Origin of the sequence: Microbacterium sp. ZW T2_14, assembly GCF_044987405.1 — a bacterium.
Taxonomy (GTDB): domain Bacteria; phylum Actinomycetota; class Actinomycetes; order Actinomycetales; family Microbacteriaceae; genus Microbacterium.
The window spans coordinates 74,964-97,567 of record NZ_JBJDRK010000007.1; the positions used below are offsets into that span (position 1 = coordinate 74,964).

The following is a 22,604-nucleotide window of genomic DNA, read 5'->3' on the forward strand; positions in this document are numbered from 1 at the left end:
GGCGCACTCGGTGACCGGCCGCGCGGGCACGCGCCCGGTGCGGTTGCATGGTCGACATGTCGCAGATCGTCGTCCTCGTGGGCAACCCGCAGCTGTCGTCCCGTACGCGTCTCGTCGCGGAGGAGGTCGCGCAGCAGATCGCCGCCCGATCGGGGGCCGAGGTCGACGACACGATCGAGCTGGCCGGCGTCGCCGACGCGCTGTTCCGCTTTCCCGACGACAGCGTCGACGTGCTGTCGGCGCGCGTCGCGGACGCCGACGTCCTCATCGTGGCGAGCCCCACCTACAAGGCCACCTACACGGGGCTGCTCAAGGCGTTCCTCGACCGCTTTCCGACGGGTGGCCTGCGCGGCGTGACCGCGATCCCCCTGCTCACGATCGGGGCGCCCACCCACGCCCTCGCGGTGGAGCACGGGCTGCGACCCCTCCTCGTCGAGCTCGGCGCCTCCACGCCGACGCGGGGGATCGCGTTCCCCGCCGCCGACGTCGAGCGGCGGTCCGAGATCGTCGCCGCGTGGCTCGACGCCGAGTGGCCGGCCCTCGCCGGCGTACTCAGCACGGCGCAGGGTTCGGAGGCCGTCGCTTCCGCGGTGTAGTGAGCCGCGGCATCCGCGCCGGGAGCCGTCAGCGATCAGGCCGTCGCATCGCGGTCAGGACGTGCGGTGATCAGCTCCTCGCGCGGGCACCGCCGCGTCGTGCGGCGAGGTATTCCGGCGGCATTCCGGGACCGATACGGATGCCGACCTCATCGGCCGGCACCGCGCCGCAGTTGTCGCACACGGCCGCCGCGTGCACGTCCGAGTCGCACACGGAGTGCCGGTACAGGATCGGCGGGTCGATGGGCGAGGCCCATTCGTCGCCCCACTCGGTGAGGGCGATGAGTGCGGTGGCCAGCGCGTGGCCCTTCGGCGTGAGGACGTACTCGGCGGTGCCCTGGCGATCCATGATGCCGCTCGCGACGAACGCCTCCAGGCGGGAGGTGAGCACGTTGGTCGCGATTCCGAGGTTGTGCTGGAAATCGCCGAACCGCGTGACGCGCGCGAAGAGGGCGTCGCGGATGATGAGCAGGCTCCAGCGCTCGCCGACGAGTTCGAGCGAGCGTGCGATCGAGCACACCTGAGAGTCGTACGTCTTGCCCAGCATGGCTCGAATCTACCACTTGCGTGATGCAAGTTCGGCTCGCTAGTGTCGCTTGCATCACGCAAGTTCGACCGTTTTCGGTCGCGAGCAGAGGAGCACGGATATGACAGCGAACTTCACGACCACCATCACGGTCGGCGCCTCGGCGCAGGCGGCGTTCGACGCGATCAACGACGTCTCGAGCTGGTGGGGTCGCATCACCGGCTCCACGACCGCCGTGGGCGACGAATTCGTCTACGTCGTTCCCGGGCTGCACTACAGCGGCTTCCGTGTGATCGAGCTCGAACCCGGCCGACGCGTCGAGTGGCTGGTGACCGGCAGCTACCTCGACTTCGTCGACGACAAGCAGGAGTGGAATGGCAGCACCGTCCGCTTCGACATCGCGGAGGTGGACGGACGCACGCAGGTGACGTTCACCCACGACGGCCTGACCGCGGACGAGGAGTGCTACGACATCTGCACCAATGCCTGGGGCATGTTCGTCAACGGGAGCCTCAAGGCGCTCATCGACACCGGGGCGGGTGCGCCGTACGTCTTCGGCGGCGACGAGGCGCTGACGACCGTCGACCACGATGCGCTGCATCGCCAGGTGGCCGCCGCCGGCGCCGCCGGCAAGGCGGTCTGACCGCGGCGCCCGGGCTTCTTCGGATGTATCGGCGACGGGAGTCGCCGGCACCCGCGCGTGTGGTGCGCCCGTGTCGGCGGCTCCCGTTACGGTGAGATCCGGAGGGGACATGAAGACGAAGCGATTCGCCCGTACCTCGGCGCGACTGCCGCGACGAGGGCACGTGCTGGTGACGATCACAGTGGTCGACGAGAACGGGTTCACCTCCCAGTACGAGACGGTGCAGACGCCTGTCGGCGCGCTCCGCGAGGGTGTCGCCGCGATCCATCTCGCCGCTGTCGAGGCGGACGCAGCGGCTGACGCCGACTCCGCCTGACCCGGCGACATCTGCGCTTGTGCGATGCATTCGCGTTCCCTAGAATCGAACATAGATTCGATAAAGGAGTGCAACATGCGTATGGCTGCCCGAGAGGATGTTCAGGTCTGGTGCGAGCATGAACGACCGGTGCGCCTGGTCGTCGAAGGAGAACGCTGGCGCATCATCGACACGCCGACGCGATCGGACGGGGGGCTGCTCTTCCAGAGCTGGCGGTTCACTGCGCGCAGTGACGTGGACCACCGCACGCGCGTGATGGACGTCGAAGAGGTGGACGGGCACTGGATGCTCGTCGCGGCCTGGGAGTGAGCCGGGGAGCGCCGAACAGTCGTCTGCCGCAGGAAATGAGAAGTTCCGCAGAACTTCTCATCACACACGGGGCTCGCACCCTTGAAACCTGAATCGTGCGTCAGGTATCGTCCCGCAGAGCGGCTTCCCCCGAGCCGCTTCCGCGCTCTACAAGGAGGTACCAGCGCATGGCATCCAGCCGAGAAACCGCCGCGCCGATGAAGCAATCGAGCCTGCGGCGGGTCGTCACAGCGTCGATGGCCGGCACCGTCGTCGAGTGGTACGAGTTCTTCCTCTACGCCACCGCAGCGACGCTCGTCTTCAACAAGATCATGTTCCCGCCGTCGGACGACCCCTATGCGCCGATCATCGCCGCATTCGTGACCTACGCGGTCGGCTTCATCGCCCGGCCGCTCGGCGGCATCGTCTTCGGCCACTTCGGGGACAAGTACGGACGCAAGAAGCTCCTGCAGCTCGCGATCATCCTCGTGGGCGTGGCGACATTCCTGATGGGATGTCTGCCCACGTTCGACATGATCGGCTACTGGGCCCCCGCGCTCCTGGTCGCGCTCCGCTTCGCGCAGGGCTTCGCGGTCGGCGGGGAATGGGGCGGTGCGATCCTCCTCGTCGCCGAGCACTCACGCGACAAGACGCGCGGCTTCTGGGCGTCGTGGCCCCAGGCCGCGGTCCCGATCGGCAATCTCGTGGCGACCGTCGTGCTCCTTGTCCTCAGCCGCACGCTGACCGAGGAGCAGTTCCTCTCCTGGGGATGGCGCATCGGCTTCTGGCTCTCCGTCGTCATCGTCGCGATCGGCTACTACGTCCGGACCCGCGTGACCGACGCGCCGATCTTCCTCGAGGTGCAGCGAGAGGTCGAGCAGTCGAAGGCGGTGCGCTTCGGCGTGCTCGAGGTGATCAGGCGCTACCCGCGCGGCGTGGTGACCGCCATGGGCCTGCGCTTCGCCGAGAACATCATGTACTACCTGGTCGTGACGTTCTCGATCACCTACCTGGCGGTGGCACTCGAGGTCGACACCTCCGAGATCCTCGGCCTGCTCGTGATCGCGCACATCGTCCACATGATCGTCATCCCGCTCATCGGCGGCCTGACCGATCGGGTCGGGCGCAAGCCGGTGTACATCATCGGCACGATCGGCGCGGCGGCATGGGGCTTCGTGGCCTTCCCCATGTTCGACACCCGCAACCCGGTGATCATCGTCGCGGCGATCAGCCTGGGCCTGTTCATCCACGCCTTCATGTACGCACCGCAGCCCGCGATCATGTCGGAGATGTTCCCGACGCGCATGAGGTACTCGGGGGTCTCGCTCGGCTACCAGGTGACGTCCATCGTCGCCGGCTCGCTCGCGCCGATCATCGCGACCGCGCTGCTCGCAAGCACGGGCTCGTACGTGCCGGTCGCCGTCTACCTGGCGATCGCCGCGGCGATCACGCTCGTCGCGGCCGTGTCGCTGCGCGAGACGAAGGGCTCGTCGCTGCACGAACTGGACCGCCTCGACGAGGAGAAGCTGGCCTCCGAGAAGGTCGCCGCCGACGCCTGACCGCTTCCGCACGGAGGAACGCCCCGCCACGTGGTGGCGGGGCGTTCACCGTCGGCTGGTCCAGCTCCAGGGGTCAGACGCCCTGGCGTCTCGTCTGCGGCATCACCGGCGTCCTCCGCAGCACCAGCACGGTCGTGATCGCCAGGATCACGATGCCGATGGACTCCACGATGACGGCTTCGGGCACGAGCATGAGGTCCCAGGACGAGGTGATCCCGAACAGGCCCACGGTCAGCGCGAGGATGAGGGCGAGCAGCGTGGCGATGAGGAACAGCAGGCTCAGCACCGTCGCCAGCTGCAGCAGACGGCCGTGGAGAGCCAGCATCCCGATCGCGAGGACCAGTGCCGCGATGGCATTCAGGACGAACATCACCCCCAGGATGCCGCCGGTGCCGTTGAAGACCAGGAACAGGTGGATGGCGCCTGCCGCGAGGAGGGCGATCGCGCTGAGGATGCGCATCGTCCAGAGCACGCGCCCGGCGGTTTCGGTGGAATCGGTCATGCTGCTACCTGCTCTCCGGTGGAGGTGAGGTCGTCGACGCCTTCTCCAGGGAAACGAGCGCGCGAGCGCTCAGGTTCAACCGGACGAGCCACGCGACGTCGCGACCGAACGACTCGAGCATCAGCAGCAGCGCCGCGAGGGCGACCGCCACGTTCGCGGGCGGGGCCAGGACCTGGGCCGCGACCACGGTGAGCGCGATGCCGCACACGGCGGTGACGACCTTGCGCCAGTACCGCGGCGGCAGCGTGTGGCGCATCCACGGCAGCAGCCCGCCGGCGACCACGAACGCGTACCGCATGAGGCCGATGGCGAGCACCCACCAGCCGACGTACCGCACGTCGTAGATGCAGAGCACCAGCAGCAGGAACGCATCGACCTCCATGTCGAACCGGGCGCCGAGTTCGCTCTCGCTCGCCGTCCGGCGAGCGACGTAGCCGTCCACGCCGTCGAGCGCGAGAGCGCAGGCGACGAGCGTGACGAACAGGACGGTGCTCCCCACGGCCCCTCCACTCGCCGCCGGCGCATCGAGCGGAGCCTCCAGTAGCGCAGGCCCCGCCGCACCCTCGACCGCCGCGATCGTCAGCGCGGTGACGAGGCCGACGAGCATCGAGCGGGTCGCGGTGACCGCGTTCGCGGCTCCGAACCGCTGTGCGCGTCGACGGCGGAGTCCGACGGTCAGCAGCAGCGTGGACACCACGAGGTAGGCGAGCCCGAGCGTCACCGCGGTCGGCGACAGCGGAACCACGACGCCGATGGCGACCAGTCCGACCCCGCCCGCCGCCACCCACCACCAAGGAATCCACTGAACCTTTTCCATGTGCGCTCCGTGTACTCCCTATGGCGGTCACGGGGGACACGACGCAGGTACCCGCCGCGGTTCATCGCGATCCTGCGGAAGCCGCGCACGCATGGTGGACGATCGGGCCGGGGGAGGGCGAGTTCCGGTCGGAGCCGCTCCCCGTCCCCGCTGACAGCGAAGCGTCGGTGCGGACGCTCTGGACGGGCGTCAGCCGGGGGACGGAGGCGCTCGTCGCCCGCGGCGAGGTGCCGGCATCCGAGCGGGATCGCATGCGGGCGCCGTTCCAGGGCGGGGACTTCCCGTTCCCGGTGAAGTACGGCTACCTCAACGTGGGGCGGGTGGAAGACGGTCCTGCCGAGCTCACGGACCGCACGGTGTTCGCGCTGGTGCCGCACCAGTCGCGCTACGTCGTCCCGGCCGATGCCCTCGTCCTCGTGCCCGAAGGGGTCCCGCCCCGGAGGGCTGTGCTGGCGGGCGCGGTCGAGACTGCGGTCAACGTGCTGTGGGACGCCGCTCCGCTCGTCGGCGACCGCGTGGTCGTGGTGGGAGCGGGCATGATCGGGTGCGCGATCGCACGCGTGGCGCGCGGCATCCCGGGCATCGGAGTGACCGTCGTCGACGTCGACCCGGCGAAGGAGCGGCTCGCCCGTGGGCTCGGCGCGGAGTTCCTGCTCGCCCCGCCACAGCCACAGCGCCGGCCACCCGAGGCCGATGTCGTCATCGAGGCGAGCGGCAGCGGCGCGGGGCTCGAACTCGCCCTCCAGCTCGCGCCCACCGACGGCGAGGTGATCGTGGCCAGCTGGTACGGCAGCCGCCCCGTGCCCATCACGCTGGGCGCCGACTTCCACTCTCGGCGGCTCACGATCCGCTCCAGCCAGGTCGGCGCGGTGTCGTCCCGCCGTCGGTCGACCCGCACGACACGGGATCGCCTGGCCGTCGCCCTCCGGCTGCTCGAGGATCCGGCGTTCGACCTGCTGCTGGGCGGCACGTCGTCCTGGCGACAGCTGCCCGAGGTCACCGCCGCGCTCGCCGCGGGCACGGCCGGCGAACTCTGCCACACCATCGATTGGAGCACCGCATGACGTTCAGCGTCACCGTCCGCGACCACCTCATGATCGCTCACAGCCTGCGCGGCGACGTCTTCGGACCGGCGCAGCAGCTGCACGGCGCGACCTTCCTCGTCGACGCCACGTTCCGCGCCGACGAGCTGGACGCCGACGGCGTCGTGGTCGACATCGGCCGCGCGGGTGACCTGGTGCGCGAGATCGTCGGCGCGCTGACCTACCGGAACCTCGACGACGTTCCCGATCTCCAGGGCGTCAACACCACGACGGAGCGGCTGTGCCAGATCGTGGGCGACCGGCTGGCCGCGCGCGTTCGGGATGGCGCGGTCGGCGCGGCGCGGCTGACGGGGATCACGGTCACCCTCCACGAGTCGCACGTGGCGTGGGCGTCGTACGAGGTGTCGTTGTGACGAGCGGCCCCTCGGTCCGCTTCCTGGTCCCGGAAGGGGTCGACGATCCGCGTCGCGTGAGCGGCGGAAACGTCTACGACCGGCACATCCGCGACGGACTGCCGACCCGCGGCTGGGCCGTGGAGACGCTCGAGGTGGCGGACGCCGGGGACGCGGCATCCGCTCTCCGCCGTGCACCCGACGACGCGCTGGCGCTGGTGGACGGACTCGTGGCGGGGTGGGCACCGGACGCGCTCGAAGAGGAGGCGTCGCGGCTCCGCGTCGTGCTGCTGGCGCACATGGTGGTGGCGGCGTTCCCGGACACGACGGATGCCGAGGCCACCGCCGAGCGGCGCGCACTGGCCGCCGCGCGTGCGGTCGTGGCGACCAGCCGGTGGACCGCGGGCGAGCTGTCGCGGCGGGGGCTGACCGACCCTGGGCGCATCCGGGTCGCCGTACCGGGTGCGAATGAGGCCGCCCCGGGCTCGCCGCAGTCCGACAACGACCTGCTCTGCGTGGGCGTGCTCGCACCGCACAAGGGTCAGGACACGCTGCTGGACGCACTCGCGCAGCTCGCGAGGCAGGACTGGACCTGCACGATCGCGGGATCCTCGGAACCCTTCCCGGAGTTCGCGGCGACCATCGCCGGGCGTGCGGCGGCCTTCGACGGCCGGGTGCAGCTCGTCGGTGTGCTCGACGACGACGGGCTCGCCGAGGCGTATGGCCGCAGCGCGCTGCTCGTGGCGCCGTCCCGTGTCGAGAGCTGGGGCATCGCGATCGCCGATGCGAGGGCACGGGGACTGCCGGTGATCGGTGCCGCGACCGGCGGCATACCCGACGCGCTCGCCGGCGGTGGCGGCCTCCTCGTGCCGCCCGACGACCCCGCGGCGCTCGCCGAGGCGCTGGAGTCATGGATGTCGGGCCCGGAGCTGCGGGCGCGACTCCGGCGTGAAGCGCTGGCGTCGCGCGAGAGCCTGCCGAGCTGGTCCGACACCGTCGCGGACGTCGCCCGCGCACTGGAGGCGGCATGACCTCGATCTCGACGGCCACAGCCGACTGGCTCGCGCTGCGGGCACCGGCCGACGACGCCGCCCGCTCTCCGGAACTCGCGCACGAACTCGGCCGCATGCTGGCCGCAGCGCCCGGACCGGTGCTGCTGCACGACCTCGGAGCGGGAACCGGATCGATGACCCGCTGGCTCGCGCCGCGGCTTCCGGGTCCGCAGCAGTGGGTGCTGCGCGACGGCGATGCTGACATCGTCGAGCACCTGGACCTCAGCGCAGTGGCCGATGCCGAGGGTCGGCTCATCGACGCGCAGGTCGTCGTCGAAGACCTCGCCGCGCTGCCGAGTGACGCCTTTCACGACGCGGCGGCGGTGACGGCATCCGCTCTCCTGGATGTGATCACGAGGGCCGAGGCCGCGCACGTGGTCGCGGCCTGCGTCGAGGCCGGCACGCCCGCCCTCTTCAGCCTGACCGTGACGGGTGGGGTGCGGGTCCGCGCGGCCGGGCTGCATTCGACAGGGCTGCGTTCGCCGGCGCGGCATCCTTCCGGACCGGACGAGACGATCGAGCGGGCGGTCGCCGCCGCCTTCAACGACCATCAGCGACGCGACGCCGACGGGCGACGGATGCTGGGACCCGATGCGGTCGCGGTGACCGCGGCGCTGTTCGCCGAGGCCGGGTGGCACGTGCGCCGGGCCGCCACGCCCTGGCGCCTGAGGCGCGGTGACCGTTCGCTCGTCGCCGCCTGGCTGGAGGGGTGGGTCGACGCCGCCGTCGAGCAGCGGCCGGAGCTCACCGAGGAGGCCGAGGCCTATCGCGGTCGACGTCGGGCGCAGGCCGAGGCGGCCGGGCTTCGGGTGACGGTGTCGCACGAGGACCTGCTGGCGTGGCCTGGCTGACGAGCCTGCCCCTGCGCGCGCGGTCCGGTGTCCGGATCGCGGCGGCGCTGGCGGTCGTGGTCGGCACGATCGCCGTCGTCGGTGCCGCGCCGTTCGTCGCCGGACTGGCGTCGCTCTCGGCCTGGACGATCCTCGCCGCGGTCGCCTTCTCGGCGGTGGCGACCGCCGCAGCAGCTTGGCGGTGGCGGACCGTGTCGGCGGGGTTCGGACTTCCCCTCACCTGGGGCGAGGCCTTCGCCGCCTATTACCGGTCGCAGTTCCTCAACACGGTGCTGCCGGGCGGCGTCGTCGGCGACGTGCAGCGTGCCTACGTGCATGGCCGACGGCACGACCGTCTCGATCTCGCGGCGCGTGCCGTTGCGGCGGAGCGCATCGCCGGACAGCTCGTCCAGGTCGTGCTGACACTGGCGATCCTGCTGCCCCTCGGCCTGTCGTCGCCCCTGGCGCCCCTCGGGTGGATCAGCGGGGCCCTGGTGCTCCTCGCCGTGGCGGCGATCGCGGCGCTGGCCCTCACCCGCAGGGGCCGCTCTCTCATCCTTCGTGAATATCGGATGCTGCGGCCCGTGCTCTCCCAGCCCCTGACGCTCCTCGCCGTCATCGCGACGTCGGTCCTCGTCGTGGCCGCCCACGCAGCCACGTTCGTGGTCGCCGGTCTCGCCGTGGGGGTGGGCGCGGACGCCGGGGAGCTCGGCGTCGTGGCGTTGATCGTGCTCGCTGCGGCGGCGATCCCCGTCAACGTCGGAGGGTGGGGACCGCGGGAAGCCGTCGCTGCGGCCGCGTTCGCACTCGCCGGACTGGGCGCCGCCGCCGGAGTGGCCGTCTCGACGGCGTTCGGCGTGCTGACGGTCATCGCCGTCGCACCCGGGGCGATCGGGCTGCTTGTCAACCGCTTCCGTTCATCTCGCGGGAGGGGCATCATCGGGGATGGGAGACCCGTATGCGAGGCACTGAGCGAGCGGAGCGAGTCGAAGTGAGCGAGCGACCGTACGTCACGCTCAGCTGCGCGATGTCGATCGACGGCTATCTCGACAGCGCCGAGCCCCATCGGCTGGCGATGTCGAATGCGGCCGACCTCGACCGCGTCGACGATGTGCGCGCGCTCCACGACGCGATCATGGTGGGCGCGTCGACGGTGCGCCGAGACAACCCCCGACTGCTGGTGCGGGATGCCGCGCGGCGGGCGCGACGGCTGGCCGCGGGTCTGCGCGAATCCCCGGCGAAGGTCACCGTGACGGCGAGCGGCGACCTGGAGGCGGACGCCGCCTTCTTCACCACGGGCGAGGGACCGCGGATCGTGTACTGCCCGCAGGATCGGCAGGCGCAGCTGCAGGAGCGGCTGGGCGACCGCGCAATCGTGGTCGGTCTCGGTGACGACTGCGTCGCGATGGCGGAGCTGCTCGACGATCTCGGCGCGCAACAGGGTGTGCGGAGCCTGATGGTGGAGGGCGGCGGCACGGTGTTGACGCAGTTCCTCGGCGCAGACCTCGCCGACGAGCTGCATCTGGTCGTCGCGCCGTTCTTCGTGGGCGAAGCTCGCGCGCCGCGCGTCGTCGGGCCGGGGGCCTTCCCCTGGACGGCCTCCCGCCGCGCGCGGCTCGCCGACACCCGCAGGATCGGCGATGTGGTGCTGCTGCGGTACGCCCTCTCCGACCGGTTCGGGATGCTCGAGCCGGGGAGCGCCGAAGCCGGGCGGGAGCCGGTCTCCATCGAGCTCCCGTGAGTCTCGTGCCACCGGGTGGGCCGACCCGGGGATGGCGCACGCGGGTCGGGATCGCGGCATCCGTCGCCCTGCTCGTGGTGCTGCCGCTGGTGCCCGGCGTCGTGACGTCGGGATCGCCGCTCGCGTTCGCCCGCCTTCCCGTCGAGTCGATCGTCGTGCTGCTCGTGCTGGCGCTGCTGCCGTCGGCGTCCCCGCGTCTGCTCCCCGGAGCGCCGGCGCGGGGCAGTCGGGGCGTGTGGGCGTGGGTGCGCGTCGTGCTCGCCACGGCCTTCGGGCTGTTCGTGTGCCTGGCCATCGTGCTCGCCGGCATCGATGCGGGATACGAGGCGGCGCTCGGCATCCATTTCGTCCCGCTCGACTGGCCCCAGCTCGGCGACGCCTACGGTGTCGTCGCCGCCTCGATCGGTGCCGCGCCGGCCGCCGCGGTCGCTGTCGCGATCGTCGTCGTCGTGGGTGCGGTATCGGCCGGCCTCGCGTGGGCCGCCCTGCGCGTGGACACCGCGCTCCGCCGGCACGCGGGCCGCGGGCGTGCCGCGCTCGCCGCGGTCACCGCGGCCTGGATCGCGATCGCCGCGGTGGCGCCCCCGCTGGGCCTCGCGGACCCACCGGCGGCTGCGGCATCCACCGGCGCCCTCGGCTCGGCCGTGTCGCGCACCGTCACGGCACTGCACACCAGGGAGCTCGTCGCCCGCGCGATCGCGGACGACCCCTTCGCCGACGCGGACGAGGCGCAGCTTCTCACCGCGCTGCGCGGCAAGCACGTGGTCTTCGCCTTCATCGAGAGCTACGGCCGGGTCGCGCTGGAGGACGAGGGCATCTCGGTGGGCGTCGACGAGGTGCTCCACCGGGGTCAGGAGGCGCTGGCCGCGCGAGGCTACTCCGCTCAGAGTGCGTGGCTCACGTCACCCACCTACGGTGGCGCCAGCTGGCTCGCGCACGCGACGCTGCAGACGGGGATCTGGATCGACTCGCAGACGGTCTACAGCGAGGTGGTCCGCAGCGACCGGCTGACGCTGAGCGCGGCGTTCCGGGCCGCGGGCTGGCGGACCGTCAGCGACGTGCCCTCCAACACCCAGGACTGGTCGGTCGGGAGGGACTTCTATCGCTTCGACACGATGCTGGACGCGACGAACGTCGGCTACCGCGGTCCGTCCTTCGGCTACGCGCGCATCCCCGATCAGTACACGTGGAAGCACTTCGCCGATCACGAGCTCGCCGATTCATCGCGACCGGTGATGGCGGAGATCGATCTGGTCTCGTCGCACACCCCGTGGGCGCCGCTCCCCGAGCTCGTGCCGTGGTCGCGGATCGGCGACGGATCCGTCTACGACGGGCAGCCGGAGCGCAGCCGGCCCGCCAGCGCCGTCTGGGAGGATCCGCAGACCGTCCAGCGCTTCTACGGGCTCTCGATCGAGTACGCGCTCGGCTCGATGTTCTCATTCCTCGAGAACGTCGACGACCCGGATCTCGTGCTGATCGCGCTCGGCGACCACCAGCCGGCCGCGATCGTCAGCGGAGAGGATGCCGCGCGCGAGGTCCCGATCACCATCATCGCCAAGGATCCTGCCGTCTTCGCAGCGATCGCCGGGTGGGAGTGGGAGCCCGGCCTGCGGCCTGGCGTCGCATCGCCGACATGGCGGATGGATGCCTTCCGCGACCGGTTCTTCACGGCCTTCGGCGAGGACGGCTGAGCCCGGGCGGCCGGGCGATCTCATGCTGCGACGGAGCGTCTGGGCCTGGTCGCGATCGCCGCGAGGCCGCCGCCCACCGCGCCGAACAGGTGCGCCTGCCACGACACGCCGGCGGGTGCGCCGAAGACGCCGACGAGCATGCTGCCGCCGTACACGAAGGCCACGGCCGTCGCGATGAGCGCGTACAGGATGCCGTGGCCGAGCGACGGCGCGACGAAGGCACGGACCAGCAGGTAGCCGAAGTAGCCGAACACGAGCCCCGAGGCGCCTACGGTGACGACGCCGGGCGCGTTGAAGATCCACGTGCCGAGCCCGCCGACGACCGCGATGAGGGCCGTCACCGCCCAGAATCGGCCGATGCCGTCCAGCGCCACCAGAATCCCGAGGACGAGGAACGGGACGCTGTTCGCGAGCAGATGCGGCCATCCCACGTGCAAGCCGGGCCCGAACAGCACGCCGTCGAGCCCGTCGAGGGCCCACGAACGCAGGCCGAACTCGCGGTTCGCGTCGCCCGGCAGCAGGTCGTCCAGCACACGGACGACCCACATGATCGCGAGCAGCAGCAGCGGCTGTCCGACCCGGGCAAGGAGACCGCCCCCGCGTCGGGGCGAGGAGGATGCGCTCGTCACCTGCCTATCGTCGCATCCGCGGGGCGCCGGGCCGGGCGGTGCCCAGGGCTCAGGCTGATGCGGCGCTGCTGGCAGGATGACGGGATGACGTTCATCGTTCGTGTTCCTGAGCTGAGCGAGGCGGCGGAGATCGCCGACCTGCACGTGGTGACGTGGCGCGAGACCTATACGCACCTCCTGCCCGACGGGTTCTTCGATGAGGAGTACGTGCAAGGTCGCCACCGGCTGTGGCGTCGGCTGCTCGAGAATCCGAGGGAGGAGTGGTGTCTCCGCGTCGCGGAACAGGACGGGCGGATCATCGGACTGGCGACGTCCGGCCCCAGCACGGCGACAGAGGGGCAGGAGACGGCGCGCGAACGCCAGTTGTACATGCTCTACGTGCTCGCTGCCGAGCACGGCGCGGGAGTCGGGCAGGCGCTGTTCGACGAGGTCGTCGGGGACGAGCCGGCGCAGTTGTGGGTGGCGAAGGAGAACCCGCGGGCGATCGCGTTCTACCGCCGCAACGGCTTCGCGTTCGACGGCGTCGAGGAGGCCTATCCGGGCGTTCCTGCTCTGGTCGACGCGCGCATGGTGCGGTAGAGACGCTGACCGCTGACCGCTGACCGCTGACCGCTGACCGCTGACCGCTGACCGCTGACCGCCGACCCCTGACCGCTGGCGCCGATGGCAGCCCGTCAGCCGGCGAAGTCCGAGTCGTCCGTCCACGCGGCGATGTCGACGCCGTGGTTGTCGGGAGACGTGAGCGTCCACCACTCGGGAGCGTGGGAGTCGTCGGCCAGGCGTCCGCCGGCGGCGAGGGCCGCGGCGACGCGGGCGTCCACCTGGTCGCGAGGCACCGAGATGTCGATGTGCGTGCGGCCCCGGCCCGGCTTCGCCGGCTCCAGGGGGTGGAACCACACGTGCGGGTTCCGGCGCAGCGGGTCGATCGCGTCCTCGGCGCCCAGCGGGTCGTATCCCAGCGCTGCGCTCCAGAAAGGTCGCACGTGGGCGTCGGGACCCTGTGCCACGGCGATGCCGACGACGGTGAGCGCGGACGGGTCGGGCTCGAGGCCGAGTTCGCGGGCGGCGCGCGAGACCGCGGCCGCGAGTTCGGCATCCGCTCGGCTCAGCGCGCCGTCGCGGCGACTGAACGTCTTGACGAACACCCCTTCGGGACGCAGGTCGATGTCGGGGGAGTGGTCGAGCGCTTCGGCGATCGGCACGATGGCGGCCACCAGACGGGCGCCCTGCGCGAAGGAGTCCGCGCGGAAGAATGCGTGTGCACCCCAGTACAGGACGCGCCAGTCCGCCACGCCCTCCGACGCGTGGAAGGCGCGCGCGCTGATCGTCTCGAGTTCGGGTTCGATGGTGCCGTCTCCGAGCGGCGGCTGCGCCAGGATGATGCGTGCGAGCTGCTGCGGGCGTGTCAGCTGCGGCCAATGCCCCGTCGGCAGGTCGATGAAGGTGACGTCCTCGAGGGTGGTGAACTCCTGGACCGGAGCCGCACCCTCGTCGATCCACGAGCGCAAGTCGGCGACGGTGTATTCCGTGGCGACGGCCGTGACGGGAATGGCGCGCCGGCGATCGTCGTGGAGATGCTGGATGCCGGTGACCACGCCGGCGGGCGAGGCGATCGCGTAGGCGCGCATCGCCGTCATGCCGCCCTCACCGAGGTCGCGCAGGTCGGCCTCATCGAACTCGCTCCACTCGGGAAGCGGCAGATCGGCGCCCACGGGTTCGTACCCGGAGAGCAGCGGTGCGCCGTCGGGCGTCGGGAATCCGCCGATGAGGATGAGGCGGGCCACGCGGTCGGGGCGTGCGTCGGCGGCCGCATACACGATGCCGGCGCCGGCAGAGTGCCCGACCAGCACCACCTGGTCACCGGGCGCCGCGTCGATCGCCGCCACGACGGCGGCCACATGGTCGTCGAGGGTGATCGCCGAGCGATCGGCGTCCGCCGATTCCATGCCGGGAAGCGTGAGTGCCACGGGTCGGTGACCGGCCCGCTCGAGGGCCGGCGCGACTTCGTACCACGCCCACCCGCCCATCCACAAGCCGGCGACCAGGATGATGTCCACTTCGACTCCTCTGCGTGACGACGGTGTTGTGTGCGACGACGGTGCAGCCAGTGTGACGTGTGCTTCGGACATTGGCGACAGGGGAATACATGATCGCCGCCCACGATTGACTCTGATACCCCTAGGGGGTATGAATATCTCGTACCGATGAGGAGATCGCCGTGACGGAACCCAATCGCGACCACGACCGGGCCGGAGTCGCGCACGCCGAACAGCCGAGCGCCGGGCACGATCATGCCGAACACAGCCGCAGCGCAATGCCCCAGGCCGACCACGATCACGCCGCGATGGCTCACACGGACCACGATCACTCCGCGATGGGTGATGGCGCGCACGCCGGCCATGCGGGGCACGCGGGCCACGGCGCGGACCACGTGGCGCAGTTCCGCCGCCTGTTCTGGATCAACCTCGCGCTGGCCATCCCGGTGGTCGTCTTCTCGGGCATGTTCGCGATGCTGCTCGGCTACACGCTGCCCGACGCACCGCTCGTGCAGTGGATCTCGCCCCTGCTCGGCACGGTGATGTACTTCTGGGGCGGGTGGCCGTTCCTCACCGGCGCCGTGTCGGAGCTGCGGGCACGTACGCCCGGGATGATGCTCCTCATCGGACTCGCCATCACCGTCGCGTTCTTCGCGTCGTGGGGCGCGAGCCTCGGTCTGCTCCACCATGAGCTGGAGTTCTGGTGGGAGCTCGCCCTCCTCATCGTGATCATGCTGCTCGGTCACTGGATCGAGATGCGCTCGCTCGCTCAGACCACGTCGGCGCTCGACTCGCTCGCAGCGCTCCTTCCCGATGAGGCGGAGCGGGTCGAGCGCGATCGCATCGTGACGGTGGCCCCTGCCGAGCTGCGCGTCGGCGATGTCGTCGTCGTCCGTCCGGGCGGCAGCGTGCCGGCAGACGGGCGCATCGTCGGTGGCCGCGCCGACATGGACGAGTCCATGGTCTCGGGCGAGTCCCGGACCGTCGCGCGCACCACCGGGGACCTGGTCACGGCCGGCACCGTCGCCACCGACTCCGGACTCCGGGTCGAAGTGACCGCGACCGGCGACGACACGACGCTGGCCGGCATCCAGCGGCTCGTCGCAGAAGCGCAGAACTCGTCATCGCGGGCGCAGCGCCTGGCCGACCGCGCGGCCGGCTGGCTGTTCTGGTTCGCCCTCGGCGCCGCCGTGCTCACGGCGGTCGTATGGACGGCATTCGGGATGCCGGATGAAGCGGTCGTGCGCACCATCACCGTGCTCGTCATCGCCTGCCCGCACGCACTGGGGCTCGCCATCCCGCTCGTGGTCTCGATCGCGACCGAGCGCGCGGCGCGCGGCGGGGTGCTGATCAAGGACCGGCTCGCACTCGAGAGCATGCGCACCATCGGCGCGGTGCTCTTCGACAAGACCGGCACGCTCACCAAGGGTGAGCCCACGGTGACGGATGTCGCGGCCGCCGCGACCACCACCACTCCGACCCTGGACGCCGACGCCGTCCTGGCGCTGGCCGCGTCGGCCGAGGTCGACAGCGAGCATCCGCTCGCGAAGGCGATCGTCCGCGCGGCCGAGGCGCGGGGACTCGATCTCGAGGCAGCCACCGGCTTCGAGTCGTCGCCCGCCGTCGGCGTGACGGCGACGGTCGACGGACACGTCGTCCGCGTCGGCGGTCCGCGCCTGCTCGAAGAGGTCGGTGGCGCTGACGTGCCGGCCTCGGCCGAGTGGCGCGGGCAGGGAGCGATCGTGCTCCACGTCGTGCGTGACGGCGAGGTCGTCGGCGGGCTCGCGCTGGCCGACGAGGTCCGGCCCGAGTCGCGCGAGGCCGTCGACGCGCTCCACAAGCTCGGTATCGAGGTCGTCATGATCACCGGGGATGCGGAGCCGGTGGCGCGCGCAGTCGCCGAGGAACTCGGCATCCGTCGAGTGTTCGCGGGCGTCCGCCCTGAAGACAAGGAGCGCAAGGTCGCCGAGCTGCAGGCCGAAGGGCTGAAGGTCGCGATGGTGGGCGACGGCGTCAACGATGCCCCCGCGCTGGCCCGAGCCGACGTCGGCATCGCGATCGGCGCCGGCACGGACGTCGCGATCGCCTCCGCCGGGGTCATCCTCGCATCGAGCGACCCGCGCTCAGTGCTGTCGGTCATCGAGCTGTCGCGTGCGAGCTACCGCAAGATGACGCAGAACCTGTGGTGGGCGGCGGGGTACAACCTCATCTCGGTGCCGCTCGCGGCGGGCGTGCTGGCGCCGATCGGGTTCGTCCTGCCGATGTCGGTCGGTGCCATCCTGATGTCGCTGTCGACGGTCGTGGTGGCGCTGAACGCCCAGCTGCTGCGGCGGCTCGACATCCGTCCCGAGCGCAGCGCGCGGAGCGTCTTGGACCGCTGAGGCACGATGTCCCCGTCCGCCGGCGGCCGCCCGCCGCGGGACGGGGACCTCCCTCCGCGGCGCAGGGCCGGCCGCGACGATAGGGTTTGACGATGACGACGACTCCTCCCGGCTGGTACGACGACGGTCACGGCGCGCTGCGCTGGTGGGACGGAGCGCAATGGACGGAGCACGTCGCGCAGCCCGACCCCGTCTCGTCACCTGCTCCCACCGAGGCCGAGATCGTCGAGCAGCTCGGATTCGAGCAGCAGCCGGCCGTGGCTCCCGCGCTCGCGCCGGAGGCTTCGTCTGCCGCGCAGCCCGCGATTCCCGGACAGCCGCCGTACGCCGCCGCGCAGCAGTACGCCGCCGGGCCGCAGCATCCCGCCGCCCAGCAGTACCCGCCCGCGGCGCCGGGCGCCTACCCGGGTGCGCCCCTCGGCGGCGGATTCACCGCGGCCACCGAGCCGCGCAAGTCCAAGCTGTGGATCCTGTGGGTCGTGCTCGGCGTGGTGCTTCTGGGAATCGTGATCGCCGCCGCGGTCGTCATCCCGCTGCTCTTCCTCTCGGCCACCTCGGCGAACGGCGGCGCGCAGTCCGACGACGAGCGCGCGGCGGTCGCCACGGTCGAGGTCTACGACGATGCCTGGCAGGACGGCGATTGCGACGCCTTCACCACGGCCACCACCGAGTTCTTCCGCACCGACAACGGCTTCACCGACTGCGCGACCTTCGAAGCCGAATCGGACAGCTTCGACGAGAACTTCGATGACTACGAGCTGACGGTCACCGATGTCGAGACCCAGGGCGACGAGATCGCGGTGACCACGAGCGAGACGTTCACGGCGCTCGTCGACGCCGACGGCCAGCCTGCTGACCCGGCGCCGGGTTCGACCGTGTACCACTACACGCTCGTGCAGGTCGACGGCGCGTGGGTGATCGACGCCCTGACGTACGAATGAGCGCGCCGGATACAGCGCGCCCTCAGCACGACGCCCGGTTCTACCTCGCCTGCATCGGGATCGGGCTTCTTGCCGGGCTGCTGTCGGGCCTGTTCGGGGTGGGCGGCGGCACGGTCATCGTGCCGTTCCTCGTGCTGCTGCTCCGCTTCGACCAGCGTCTCGCGGCGGGAACGTCGCTGGCGGCGATCGTGCCGACGGCGGCCGTCGGCGTGATCTCGTACGCCGTGCACGGCTCCGTGGCCTGGATCCCGGCGCTGCTGCTCGCCGCGGGCGCCGTCGTCGGTGCGCAGGTCGGGACGTGGCTGCTTCCGCGTCTGTCGCTCACGGTCCTGCGATGGGCGTTCGTCGGATTCCTCGTCGCCGTGATCGTGAGCCTGTTCGTGGTCATCCCCTCGCGCGACTCCGAACTCACCCTGACCTTTCTGAGCGGCGTCGCTCTGGTCGTGCTGGGCGTGGTCACCGGCATCCTGTCGGGACTCATCGGCGTCGGAGGGGGGATCATCGTGGTCCCGGCGCTGATGGTGCTGTTCGGCACCAGCGACCTCGTCGCCAAGGGCACGTCGCTGCTGATGATGATCCCGACGGCGGTGTCGGGCACCATCGGCAACGTCCGCCGGCGCAACGTCGACCTCGTCGCCGCGGCGATCGTCGGCGTGGCGGCATGCACCACGACCGCGCTGGGCGCGTGGGCGGCCGTGCTGCTCGACCCGTTCGTGGCCAACGTGCTCTTCGCTGCGTACCTCCTGGTCATCGCGGTGCAGATGGCGTTGCGCGCCTGGCGCGGGCGCGCCCGCCCGGCCGGCCCGTCAGAAGCCGCTCGGTAGGATGGCCTGGTGCCAGTGAACCCCGAGCTCGTCGGCCGCGACTTCGCGCCGACGGCCCCCTACCTCGTGGGTCGCGAGAAGGTGCGCGAGTTCGCGCGTGCCGTCTTCGCCGATGACCCGCAGCACAGCGATCCCGCCGCCGCGCAGGCGCTCGGCTATGCCGATGTCGTCGCGCCGCCGACCTTCGCGATCGTCGTCGCGGATGCGACGCTGAAGCAGCTGCTCGGCGAGCCCGACTCGGGCATCGTGCTCCAGAACGTGCTGCACGCCGAGCAGAAGTTCCGCTCTTCGCGGCCGATCGTCGCGGGCGACGAGCTCACCGCGCGACTCTCGGTCACCGGCATCCGTGCGATGGGGGCGGCAGCGATGGTGACGAGCGAGTCCGAGATCACGGATGCCGCGGGCCGGCATGTCGTGACCGCGACGTCCATCCTGCTCGTGGGGGAGGGTGACCAGTGAGCGCCCTGACGAACCTCACGGTCGGAGACGTGGTCGCCGAACGCACCGTGCATCTCACCCGCGAGTCGCTCGTGCGCTATGCCGGGGCATCCGGAGACTTCAATCCCATCCACTACCGCGATGACATCGCGGCCGCGGTGGGGCTTCCCGGCGTCCTCGCCCACGGCATGCTCACCATGGGCCTCGCCGTCGGCACGATCGAGTCCTGGCTCGGTGACACCGGGCGCATCCTCGAGTACGGCGTGCGGTTCACCAAGCCCGTCGTGGTCGACCCCGAGACCGGCGCCGACGTGACAGTCGTCGCGAAGGTGGGCGCGGTCGATGACGAGTCGGCTCGGATCGACCTCACCGTCTCGTTCAACGACGCGACCGTGCTGGTCAAGGCGCAGGTGCGCGTCCGGATCGTCTGACGCATGCCCGAGGTCACTCCCCTTCCACTGTCGCGCCTCACGACGCTGCGCACCGGCGGTGAGCCGGCGCGCATGATCGACGCGTCGACGGCCGACGAGCTGGTCGCGGCGCTGCGCGATGTCTGGGCGTCCGGCGACGACTGGCTCGTGCTGGGCGGCGGCTCCAACCTGTTCGTCGGGGACGAGCCGTTCGACGGCACCGTGGTGCGCGTGCTCACCAAGGGCATCGAACGGATGCCGTCGCCCCTGGCCGGACGCGCACGGCTGCGGGTGCAGGCGGGCCACGACTGGGACGCGCTCGTCGCCTACGCGGTGGCCGAGGGCCTCGGCGGCGTGGAGGCGATGTCGGGGATCCCCGGCACCGTCGGCGCCGCTCCGGTGCAGAACATCGGCGCGTACGGTCAGGAGATCGTGCAGACGCTCAGCGAAGTGGAGCTGCTGGACGAGTCGACCGGCGAGGTGTCGACAGTGCCGGCCGCAGAGCTCGGGCTGGGCTTCCGGACCTCCGTGCTCAAGCATCACTACGGCTCGGCGCCCGCCCGTCGCGCGGTGATCCTGTCGGTGACGCTCGACCTCCCCGAGATCGGCCCCGGAGCCCGCCGCATCGCCGGCGACCAGCTGCGCACGGCGCTGCGGCTCGGTCCCGACGACGAGGTGACGCTCGCGTGGGTGCGCGAGCGCATCCTCGAGACGCGCCGCAGCAAGGGCATGGTGCTCGATCCCGACGACCCCGACACCTACAGCGCAGGCTCGTTCTTCCAGAACGCGGTGGTCTCGGCATCCTTCGCCCGCACTCTTCCCGACGCCTGCCCTCGATGGCCGGTGCATCCCGACCTCGACCCGGTGCTCGTCATCCCGCTCGCGAACTTCGACGGCTACGTGCCGCCGGCACCGACCGTCGAATCCGACGTCAAGGTGAGCGCCGGCTGGCTGATCGAGCACGCCGGCGTCCGCAAGGGCTTCAAGCTGCCGCGCTCGCGCGCCGGCCTGTCGACCAAGCATGCGCTGGCCCTCACCAATCGCGGGAGCGCCACCGCCGCCGAGCTCGCCGAGCTCGCCCGCTTCATCCAGGGCCGCGTGCAGTCCGAGTTCGGCCTGGTGCTACAGCCCGAACCGGTGCTGGTCAACGTCGAGCTCTAGCCTCAGCTCCCTTCCCCGTCCGCGCGGTGGCCCTCGTCGTCATCCGCGAGCAGCGCCGTGCGGTGCGCGGGCGCCAGGTTCGCCAGCGCCGCCGCCAGTTCCATCACCAGGTCGATTCGCCGTCCCATGGGGGGTCCTTCCGTTGATCGTCCTCATCAAGGACGACGAACGAACCGGCCGCCGGTCGACGAATCGGATCGACTTCCTCGCGCGCGTGCGTCACCTCATCTCGATCTCGGCCGGGGTCTGGTGCGAAAAGTCGGGCCGGTGACGGCGACACGCCGATGACGGATGCCGCGGCCCGGCGTGTCGCGTGACGGACCCGACTTTTCGCAGCAGAGACGGGCGGTGGTACGAAGAACGCGGATGCCTCGAACCGAGGCATCCGCGTTCCGTGACGTCGCGTGCGGCGGGCGCGCTACGAGGCGAAGAGGCGCTGCAGGCGCTGCACACCCTCGAGGAGGGCGTCGTCGCCGAGTGCGTACGAGAGGCGCAGGTACCCGGACGGGCCGAAGGCCTCGCCGGGCACGACGGCGACCTCGGCCTCTTCGAGGATGAGGTCGGCGAGCTCGAGCGACGTGGTCGGCGTCTTGCCCGCCCACTCCCGGCCGAGGAGGCCGCGCACGTCGGGGTAGGCGTAGAACGCGCCCAGCGGCGTGGGCACCTCGACGCCGTCGATCTTCGACAGCTCGGCCACGATCGTGCGGCGGCGGCGGTCGAAGGCCTGGCGCATCTGCTCGACCTCGTCCTGCGGGCCGGTGAGCGCCGCGAGCGCCGCGCGCTGCGCGATGTTGTTGACGTTCGAGCACAGGTGCGACTGGAGGTTGCCGGCGATCTTGATCGCCTCCTTCGGCCCGACCATCCAGCCGAGGCGCCAGCCGGTCATCGCGTAGGTCTTGGCGACGCCGTTGACCAGGATCGTCTGGGCCGCGGCATCCGGAACCGCCTCGACGATCGAGACGGCCTTCACCGGCGCGTCCGAGCCGTCGGCCTGCCCTGAGCCTGTCGAAGGGTAGACGAGGTTCTGGTAGATCTCGTCGGTGATGATCCAGATGCCGTGCTCGACGGCCCATTCGCCGATCGCCCGCGTCTCTTCGAGGGTGTACACCGATCCGGTCGGGTTCGACGGCGAGACGAACACGAGCGCCACCGTGCGCTCGGTGCGCGCGGCCTCGAGCTGCTCGACGGTCACCTTGTAGTGCTGGTCGGCACCGGCGAACACCTCGACGGGGATGCCGTCGGCCAGGGCGATCGCCTCCGGGTAGGTCGTCCAGTACGGCGCCGGGAGCAGCACCGCGTCGCCGGGGTTCACCACGGTCTGGAACGCCTGGTACACCGCCTGCTTTCCGCCGTTGGTGACGATGATCTGCGACGGGTCGACCTCGAGGCCGGAGTCGCGCAGCGTCTTCGCGGCGATCGCCTCACGGAGCGCGGGCAGGCCTGCGGCCGGCGTGTAGCGGAAGTTCGCCGGGTTGTGCAGCGCCTCGGCGGCGGCATCCACGATGAACTGCGGGGTCGCGAAGTCGGGCTCGCCGGCTGCATACGAGATGACCGGCCGGCCGGCGGCCTGCAGTGCCTTCGCCTTGGCATCGACCTTGAGGGTCGCCGACTCGGCGATGGCGCTCAGCTTGCGGGAGAGCGTGGGCGTACGGGTGAGCGGTGCGGGTTCTGTCACGCTTCGAGCGTAGTCGGCGCGCGCGTCGCGGTCAGGGGCCAATCGCCCTCGACCGGACCGAGACTGTGCGCGATGCCGGGCGCGCGCGACGGAGCGTCCGGCATCGCGCCCGA

At 71.2% G+C, this 22,604-nt stretch carries 26 protein-coding genes; 19 read left to right on the forward strand and 7 right to left on the reverse strand.

Annotation, left to right across the window (positions count from 1 at the left end; all coding sequences use genetic code 11):
* Window positions 1-56 precede the first annotated feature (56 nt).
* Window positions 57-596, forward strand: coding sequence for an NADPH-dependent FMN reductase (locus ACI3KY_RS04135; RefSeq protein ID WP_404928937.1), 540 nt, complete (start codon window positions 57-59; stop codon window positions 594-596).
* Window positions 597-666: 70 nt separating this feature from the next.
* On the opposite strand, the gene ACI3KY_RS04140 is transcribed toward ACI3KY_RS04135, so the two are convergent.
* Window positions 667-1,143, reverse strand: a complete 477-nt coding sequence (locus tag ACI3KY_RS04140) for a winged helix-turn-helix transcriptional regulator (protein WP_404928938.1) — start codon at window positions 1,141-1,143, stop codon at window positions 667-669.
* A gap of 100 nt (window positions 1,144-1,243) precedes the next feature.
* On the opposite strand from ACI3KY_RS04140, the gene ACI3KY_RS04145 reads away from it, so the two are divergent.
* From ACI3KY_RS04145 to ACI3KY_RS04160, 4 genes are all read left to right on the forward strand, one after another.
* Window positions 1,244-1,765: an SRPBCC domain-containing protein gene (locus tag ACI3KY_RS04145; protein ID WP_404928939.1), complete on the forward strand. Its 522-nt coding sequence runs from the start codon at window positions 1,244-1,246 to the stop codon at window positions 1,763-1,765.
* Between the two features lie 109 nt (window positions 1,766-1,874).
* Window positions 1,875-2,081 (forward strand): hypothetical protein, encoded by a 207-nt coding sequence (locus ACI3KY_RS04150; RefSeq protein ID WP_404928940.1) that lies wholly within the window; start codon window positions 1,875-1,877, stop codon window positions 2,079-2,081.
* 75 nt (window positions 2,082-2,156) lie between these two features.
* Entirely contained in the window at window positions 2,157-2,390 is a 234-nt protein-coding gene (locus ACI3KY_RS04155) for a hypothetical protein (protein ID WP_404928941.1), read from the forward strand.
* Window positions 2,391-2,557: 167 nt separating this feature from the next.
* Window positions 2,558-3,928: an MFS transporter gene (locus ACI3KY_RS04160; RefSeq protein WP_404928942.1), complete on the forward strand. Its 1,371-nt coding sequence runs from the start codon at window positions 2,558-2,560 to the stop codon at window positions 3,926-3,928.
* A gap of 73 nt (window positions 3,929-4,001) precedes the next feature.
* Here the strand turns inward: ACI3KY_RS04160 and ACI3KY_RS04165 are convergent, their stop codons facing one another.
* Both ACI3KY_RS04165 and ACI3KY_RS04170 read right to left on the reverse strand, forming a co-directional pair.
* A complete protein-coding gene (locus ACI3KY_RS04165; RefSeq protein ID WP_404928943.1) occupies window positions 4,002-4,430 on the reverse strand; it encodes a hypothetical protein in 429 nt (142 codons plus the stop codon).
* A gap of 4 nt (window positions 4,431-4,434) precedes the next feature.
* Complete coding sequence (locus ACI3KY_RS04170; protein WP_404928944.1) at window positions 4,435-5,247, reverse strand: CDP-alcohol phosphatidyltransferase family protein; 813 nt, start codon at window positions 5,245-5,247, stop codon at window positions 4,435-4,437.
* Between the two features lie 20 nt (window positions 5,248-5,267).
* On the opposite strand from ACI3KY_RS04170, the gene ACI3KY_RS04175 reads away from it, so the two are divergent.
* Genes ACI3KY_RS04175 through ACI3KY_RS04205 form a run of 7 tightly spaced genes read left to right on the forward strand, consistent with a single transcriptional unit; the run spans window position 5,268 to window position 11,996 of the window.
* Window positions 5,268-6,311, forward strand: a complete 1,044-nt coding sequence (locus ACI3KY_RS04175) for a zinc-binding alcohol dehydrogenase (RefSeq protein ID WP_404928945.1) — start codon at window positions 5,268-5,270, stop codon at window positions 6,309-6,311.
* Window positions 6,308-6,703, forward strand: coding sequence for a 6-pyruvoyl trahydropterin synthase family protein (locus ACI3KY_RS04180; protein ID WP_404928946.1), 396 nt, complete (start codon window positions 6,308-6,310; stop codon window positions 6,701-6,703). Before ACI3KY_RS04175 ends, ACI3KY_RS04180 begins: the two co-directional genes overlap by 4 nt.
* Window positions 6,700-7,713 carry a glycosyltransferase family 4 protein gene (locus ACI3KY_RS04185; RefSeq protein WP_404928947.1) on the forward strand — a complete coding sequence of 338 codons (1,014 nt, stop codon included), beginning with the start codon at window positions 6,700-6,702 and terminating at the stop codon, window positions 7,711-7,713. Before ACI3KY_RS04180 ends, ACI3KY_RS04185 begins: the two co-directional genes overlap by 4 nt.
* Window positions 7,710-8,585: an SAM-dependent methyltransferase gene (locus ACI3KY_RS04190; RefSeq protein WP_404928948.1), complete on the forward strand. Its 876-nt coding sequence runs from the start codon at window positions 7,710-7,712 to the stop codon at window positions 8,583-8,585. The genes ACI3KY_RS04185 and ACI3KY_RS04190 overlap by 4 nt, the downstream gene beginning before the upstream one ends.
* Window positions 8,573-9,559: a lysylphosphatidylglycerol synthase transmembrane domain-containing protein gene (locus tag ACI3KY_RS04195; RefSeq protein WP_404928949.1), complete on the forward strand. Its 987-nt coding sequence runs from the start codon at window positions 8,573-8,575 to the stop codon at window positions 9,557-9,559. Before ACI3KY_RS04190 ends, ACI3KY_RS04195 begins: the two co-directional genes overlap by 13 nt.
* Window positions 9,556-10,305, forward strand: coding sequence for a RibD family protein (locus ACI3KY_RS04200; protein ID WP_404928950.1), 750 nt, complete (start codon window positions 9,556-9,558; stop codon window positions 10,303-10,305). The genes ACI3KY_RS04195 and ACI3KY_RS04200 overlap by 4 nt, the downstream gene beginning before the upstream one ends.
* Window positions 10,302-11,996: a CDP-alcohol phosphatidyltransferase gene (locus ACI3KY_RS04205; protein WP_404928951.1), complete on the forward strand. Its 1,695-nt coding sequence runs from the start codon at window positions 10,302-10,304 to the stop codon at window positions 11,994-11,996. Before ACI3KY_RS04200 ends, ACI3KY_RS04205 begins: the two co-directional genes overlap by 4 nt.
* A gap of 20 nt (window positions 11,997-12,016) precedes the next feature.
* Here the strand turns inward: ACI3KY_RS04205 and ACI3KY_RS04210 are convergent, their stop codons facing one another.
* Window positions 12,017-12,625 (reverse strand): rhomboid family intramembrane serine protease, encoded by a 609-nt coding sequence (locus ACI3KY_RS04210; protein ID WP_404928952.1) that lies wholly within the window; start codon window positions 12,623-12,625, stop codon window positions 12,017-12,019.
* 84 nt (window positions 12,626-12,709) lie between these two features.
* Between ACI3KY_RS04210 and ACI3KY_RS04215 the strand changes: the two genes are divergently transcribed.
* Window positions 12,710-13,204, forward strand: a complete 495-nt coding sequence (locus ACI3KY_RS04215; RefSeq protein WP_404928953.1) for a GNAT family N-acetyltransferase — start codon at window positions 12,710-12,712, stop codon at window positions 13,202-13,204.
* Window positions 13,205-13,299: 95 nt separating this feature from the next.
* On the opposite strand, the gene ACI3KY_RS04220 is transcribed toward ACI3KY_RS04215, so the two are convergent.
* Window positions 13,300-14,682, reverse strand: coding sequence for an alpha/beta fold hydrolase (locus tag ACI3KY_RS04220; RefSeq protein ID WP_404928954.1), 1,383 nt, complete (start codon window positions 14,680-14,682; stop codon window positions 13,300-13,302).
* Window positions 14,683-14,843: 161 nt separating this feature from the next.
* Here ACI3KY_RS04220 and ACI3KY_RS04225 point away from each other — a divergent pair, with 161 nt between their 5' ends.
* From ACI3KY_RS04225 to ACI3KY_RS04250, 6 genes are all read left to right on the forward strand, one after another.
* The gene (locus ACI3KY_RS04225) at window positions 14,844-17,042 is read left to right on the forward strand and encodes a heavy metal translocating P-type ATPase (protein WP_404928955.1); all 2,199 of its coding nucleotides are present in this window, start codon (window positions 14,844-14,846) and stop codon (window positions 17,040-17,042) included.
* Between the two features lie 92 nt (window positions 17,043-17,134).
* Complete coding sequence (locus ACI3KY_RS04230) at window positions 17,135-17,983, forward strand: DUF2510 domain-containing protein (RefSeq protein ID WP_404928956.1); 849 nt, start codon at window positions 17,135-17,137, stop codon at window positions 17,981-17,983.
* Window positions 17,980-18,807, forward strand: a complete 828-nt coding sequence (locus tag ACI3KY_RS04235) for a sulfite exporter TauE/SafE family protein (RefSeq protein WP_404928957.1) — start codon at window positions 17,980-17,982, stop codon at window positions 18,805-18,807. Before ACI3KY_RS04230 ends, ACI3KY_RS04235 begins: the two co-directional genes overlap by 4 nt.
* Before the next feature lie 9 nt (window positions 18,808-18,816).
* Complete coding sequence (locus ACI3KY_RS04240; protein WP_404928958.1) at window positions 18,817-19,266, forward strand: MaoC family dehydratase N-terminal domain-containing protein; 450 nt, start codon at window positions 18,817-18,819, stop codon at window positions 19,264-19,266.
* A gap of 5 nt (window positions 19,267-19,271) precedes the next feature.
* Window positions 19,272-19,676 carry a MaoC/PaaZ C-terminal domain-containing protein gene (locus ACI3KY_RS04245; protein ID WP_404928973.1) on the forward strand — a complete coding sequence of 135 codons (405 nt, stop codon included), beginning with the start codon at window positions 19,272-19,274 and terminating at the stop codon, window positions 19,674-19,676.
* 3 nt (window positions 19,677-19,679) lie between these two features.
* A complete protein-coding gene (locus tag ACI3KY_RS04250) occupies window positions 19,680-20,816 on the forward strand; it encodes a UDP-N-acetylmuramate dehydrogenase (protein ID WP_404928959.1) in 1,137 nt (378 codons plus the stop codon).
* 2 nt (window positions 20,817-20,818) lie between these two features.
* Here the strand turns inward: ACI3KY_RS04250 and ACI3KY_RS04255 are convergent, their stop codons facing one another.
* The gene (locus ACI3KY_RS04255; protein ID WP_404928960.1) at window positions 20,819-20,944 is read right to left on the reverse strand and encodes a hypothetical protein; all 126 of its coding nucleotides are present in this window, start codon (window positions 20,942-20,944) and stop codon (window positions 20,819-20,821) included.
* A 290-nt stretch (window positions 20,945-21,234) separates the two neighbouring features.
* Entirely contained in the window at window positions 21,235-22,491 is a 1,257-nt protein-coding gene (locus tag ACI3KY_RS04260) for a pyridoxal phosphate-dependent aminotransferase (RefSeq protein WP_404928961.1), read from the reverse strand.
* Window positions 22,492-22,604 lie beyond the last annotated feature (113 nt).

Excerpts from the sequence above, each read along its gene's own strand:
- ACI3KY_RS04135 (WP_404928937.1), top strand. The coding sequence starts at position 57 with ATGTCGCAGATCGTCGTCCTCGTGGGCAACCCGCAGCTGTCGTCCCGT.
- ACI3KY_RS04230 (WP_404928956.1), top strand. The coding sequence starts at position 17,135 with ATGACGACGACTCCTCCCGGCTGGTACGACGACGGTCACGGCGCGCTG.
- ACI3KY_RS04175 (WP_404928945.1), top strand. The coding sequence starts at position 5,268 with ATGGCGGTCACGGGGGACACGACGCAGGTACCCGCCGCGGTTCATCGC.
- ACI3KY_RS04190 (WP_404928948.1), top strand. The coding sequence starts at position 7,710 with ATGACCTCGATCTCGACGGCCACAGCCGACTGGCTCGCGCTGCGGGCA.
- ACI3KY_RS04165 (WP_404928943.1), bottom strand. The coding sequence starts at position 4,430 with ATGACCGATTCCACCGAAACCGCCGGGCGCGTGCTCTGGACGATGCGC.
- ACI3KY_RS04150 (WP_404928940.1), top strand. The coding sequence starts at position 1,875 with ATGAAGACGAAGCGATTCGCCCGTACCTCGGCGCGACTGCCGCGACGA.
- ACI3KY_RS04215 (WP_404928953.1), top strand. The coding sequence starts at position 12,710 with ATGACGTTCATCGTTCGTGTTCCTGAGCTGAGCGAGGCGGCGGAGATC.
- ACI3KY_RS04170 (WP_404928944.1), bottom strand. The coding sequence starts at position 5,247 with ATGGAAAAGGTTCAGTGGATTCCTTGGTGGTGGGTGGCGGCGGGCGGG.
- ACI3KY_RS04180 (WP_404928946.1), top strand. The coding sequence starts at position 6,308 with ATGACGTTCAGCGTCACCGTCCGCGACCACCTCATGATCGCTCACAGC.
- ACI3KY_RS04155 (WP_404928941.1), top strand. The coding sequence starts at position 2,157 with ATGCGTATGGCTGCCCGAGAGGATGTTCAGGTCTGGTGCGAGCATGAA.
- ACI3KY_RS04255 (WP_404928960.1), bottom strand. The coding sequence starts at position 20,944 with ATGGGACGGCGAATCGACCTGGTGATGGAACTGGCGGCGGCGCTGGCG.
- ACI3KY_RS04250 (WP_404928959.1), top strand. The coding sequence starts at position 19,680 with ATGCCCGAGGTCACTCCCCTTCCACTGTCGCGCCTCACGACGCTGCGC.
- ACI3KY_RS04235 (WP_404928957.1), top strand. The coding sequence starts at position 17,980 with ATGAGCGCGCCGGATACAGCGCGCCCTCAGCACGACGCCCGGTTCTAC.
- ACI3KY_RS04145 (WP_404928939.1), top strand. The coding sequence starts at position 1,244 with ATGACAGCGAACTTCACGACCACCATCACGGTCGGCGCCTCGGCGCAG.
- ACI3KY_RS04140 (WP_404928938.1), bottom strand. The coding sequence starts at position 1,143 with ATGCTGGGCAAGACGTACGACTCTCAGGTGTGCTCGATCGCACGCTCG.
- ACI3KY_RS04160 (WP_404928942.1), top strand. The coding sequence starts at position 2,558 with ATGGCATCCAGCCGAGAAACCGCCGCGCCGATGAAGCAATCGAGCCTG.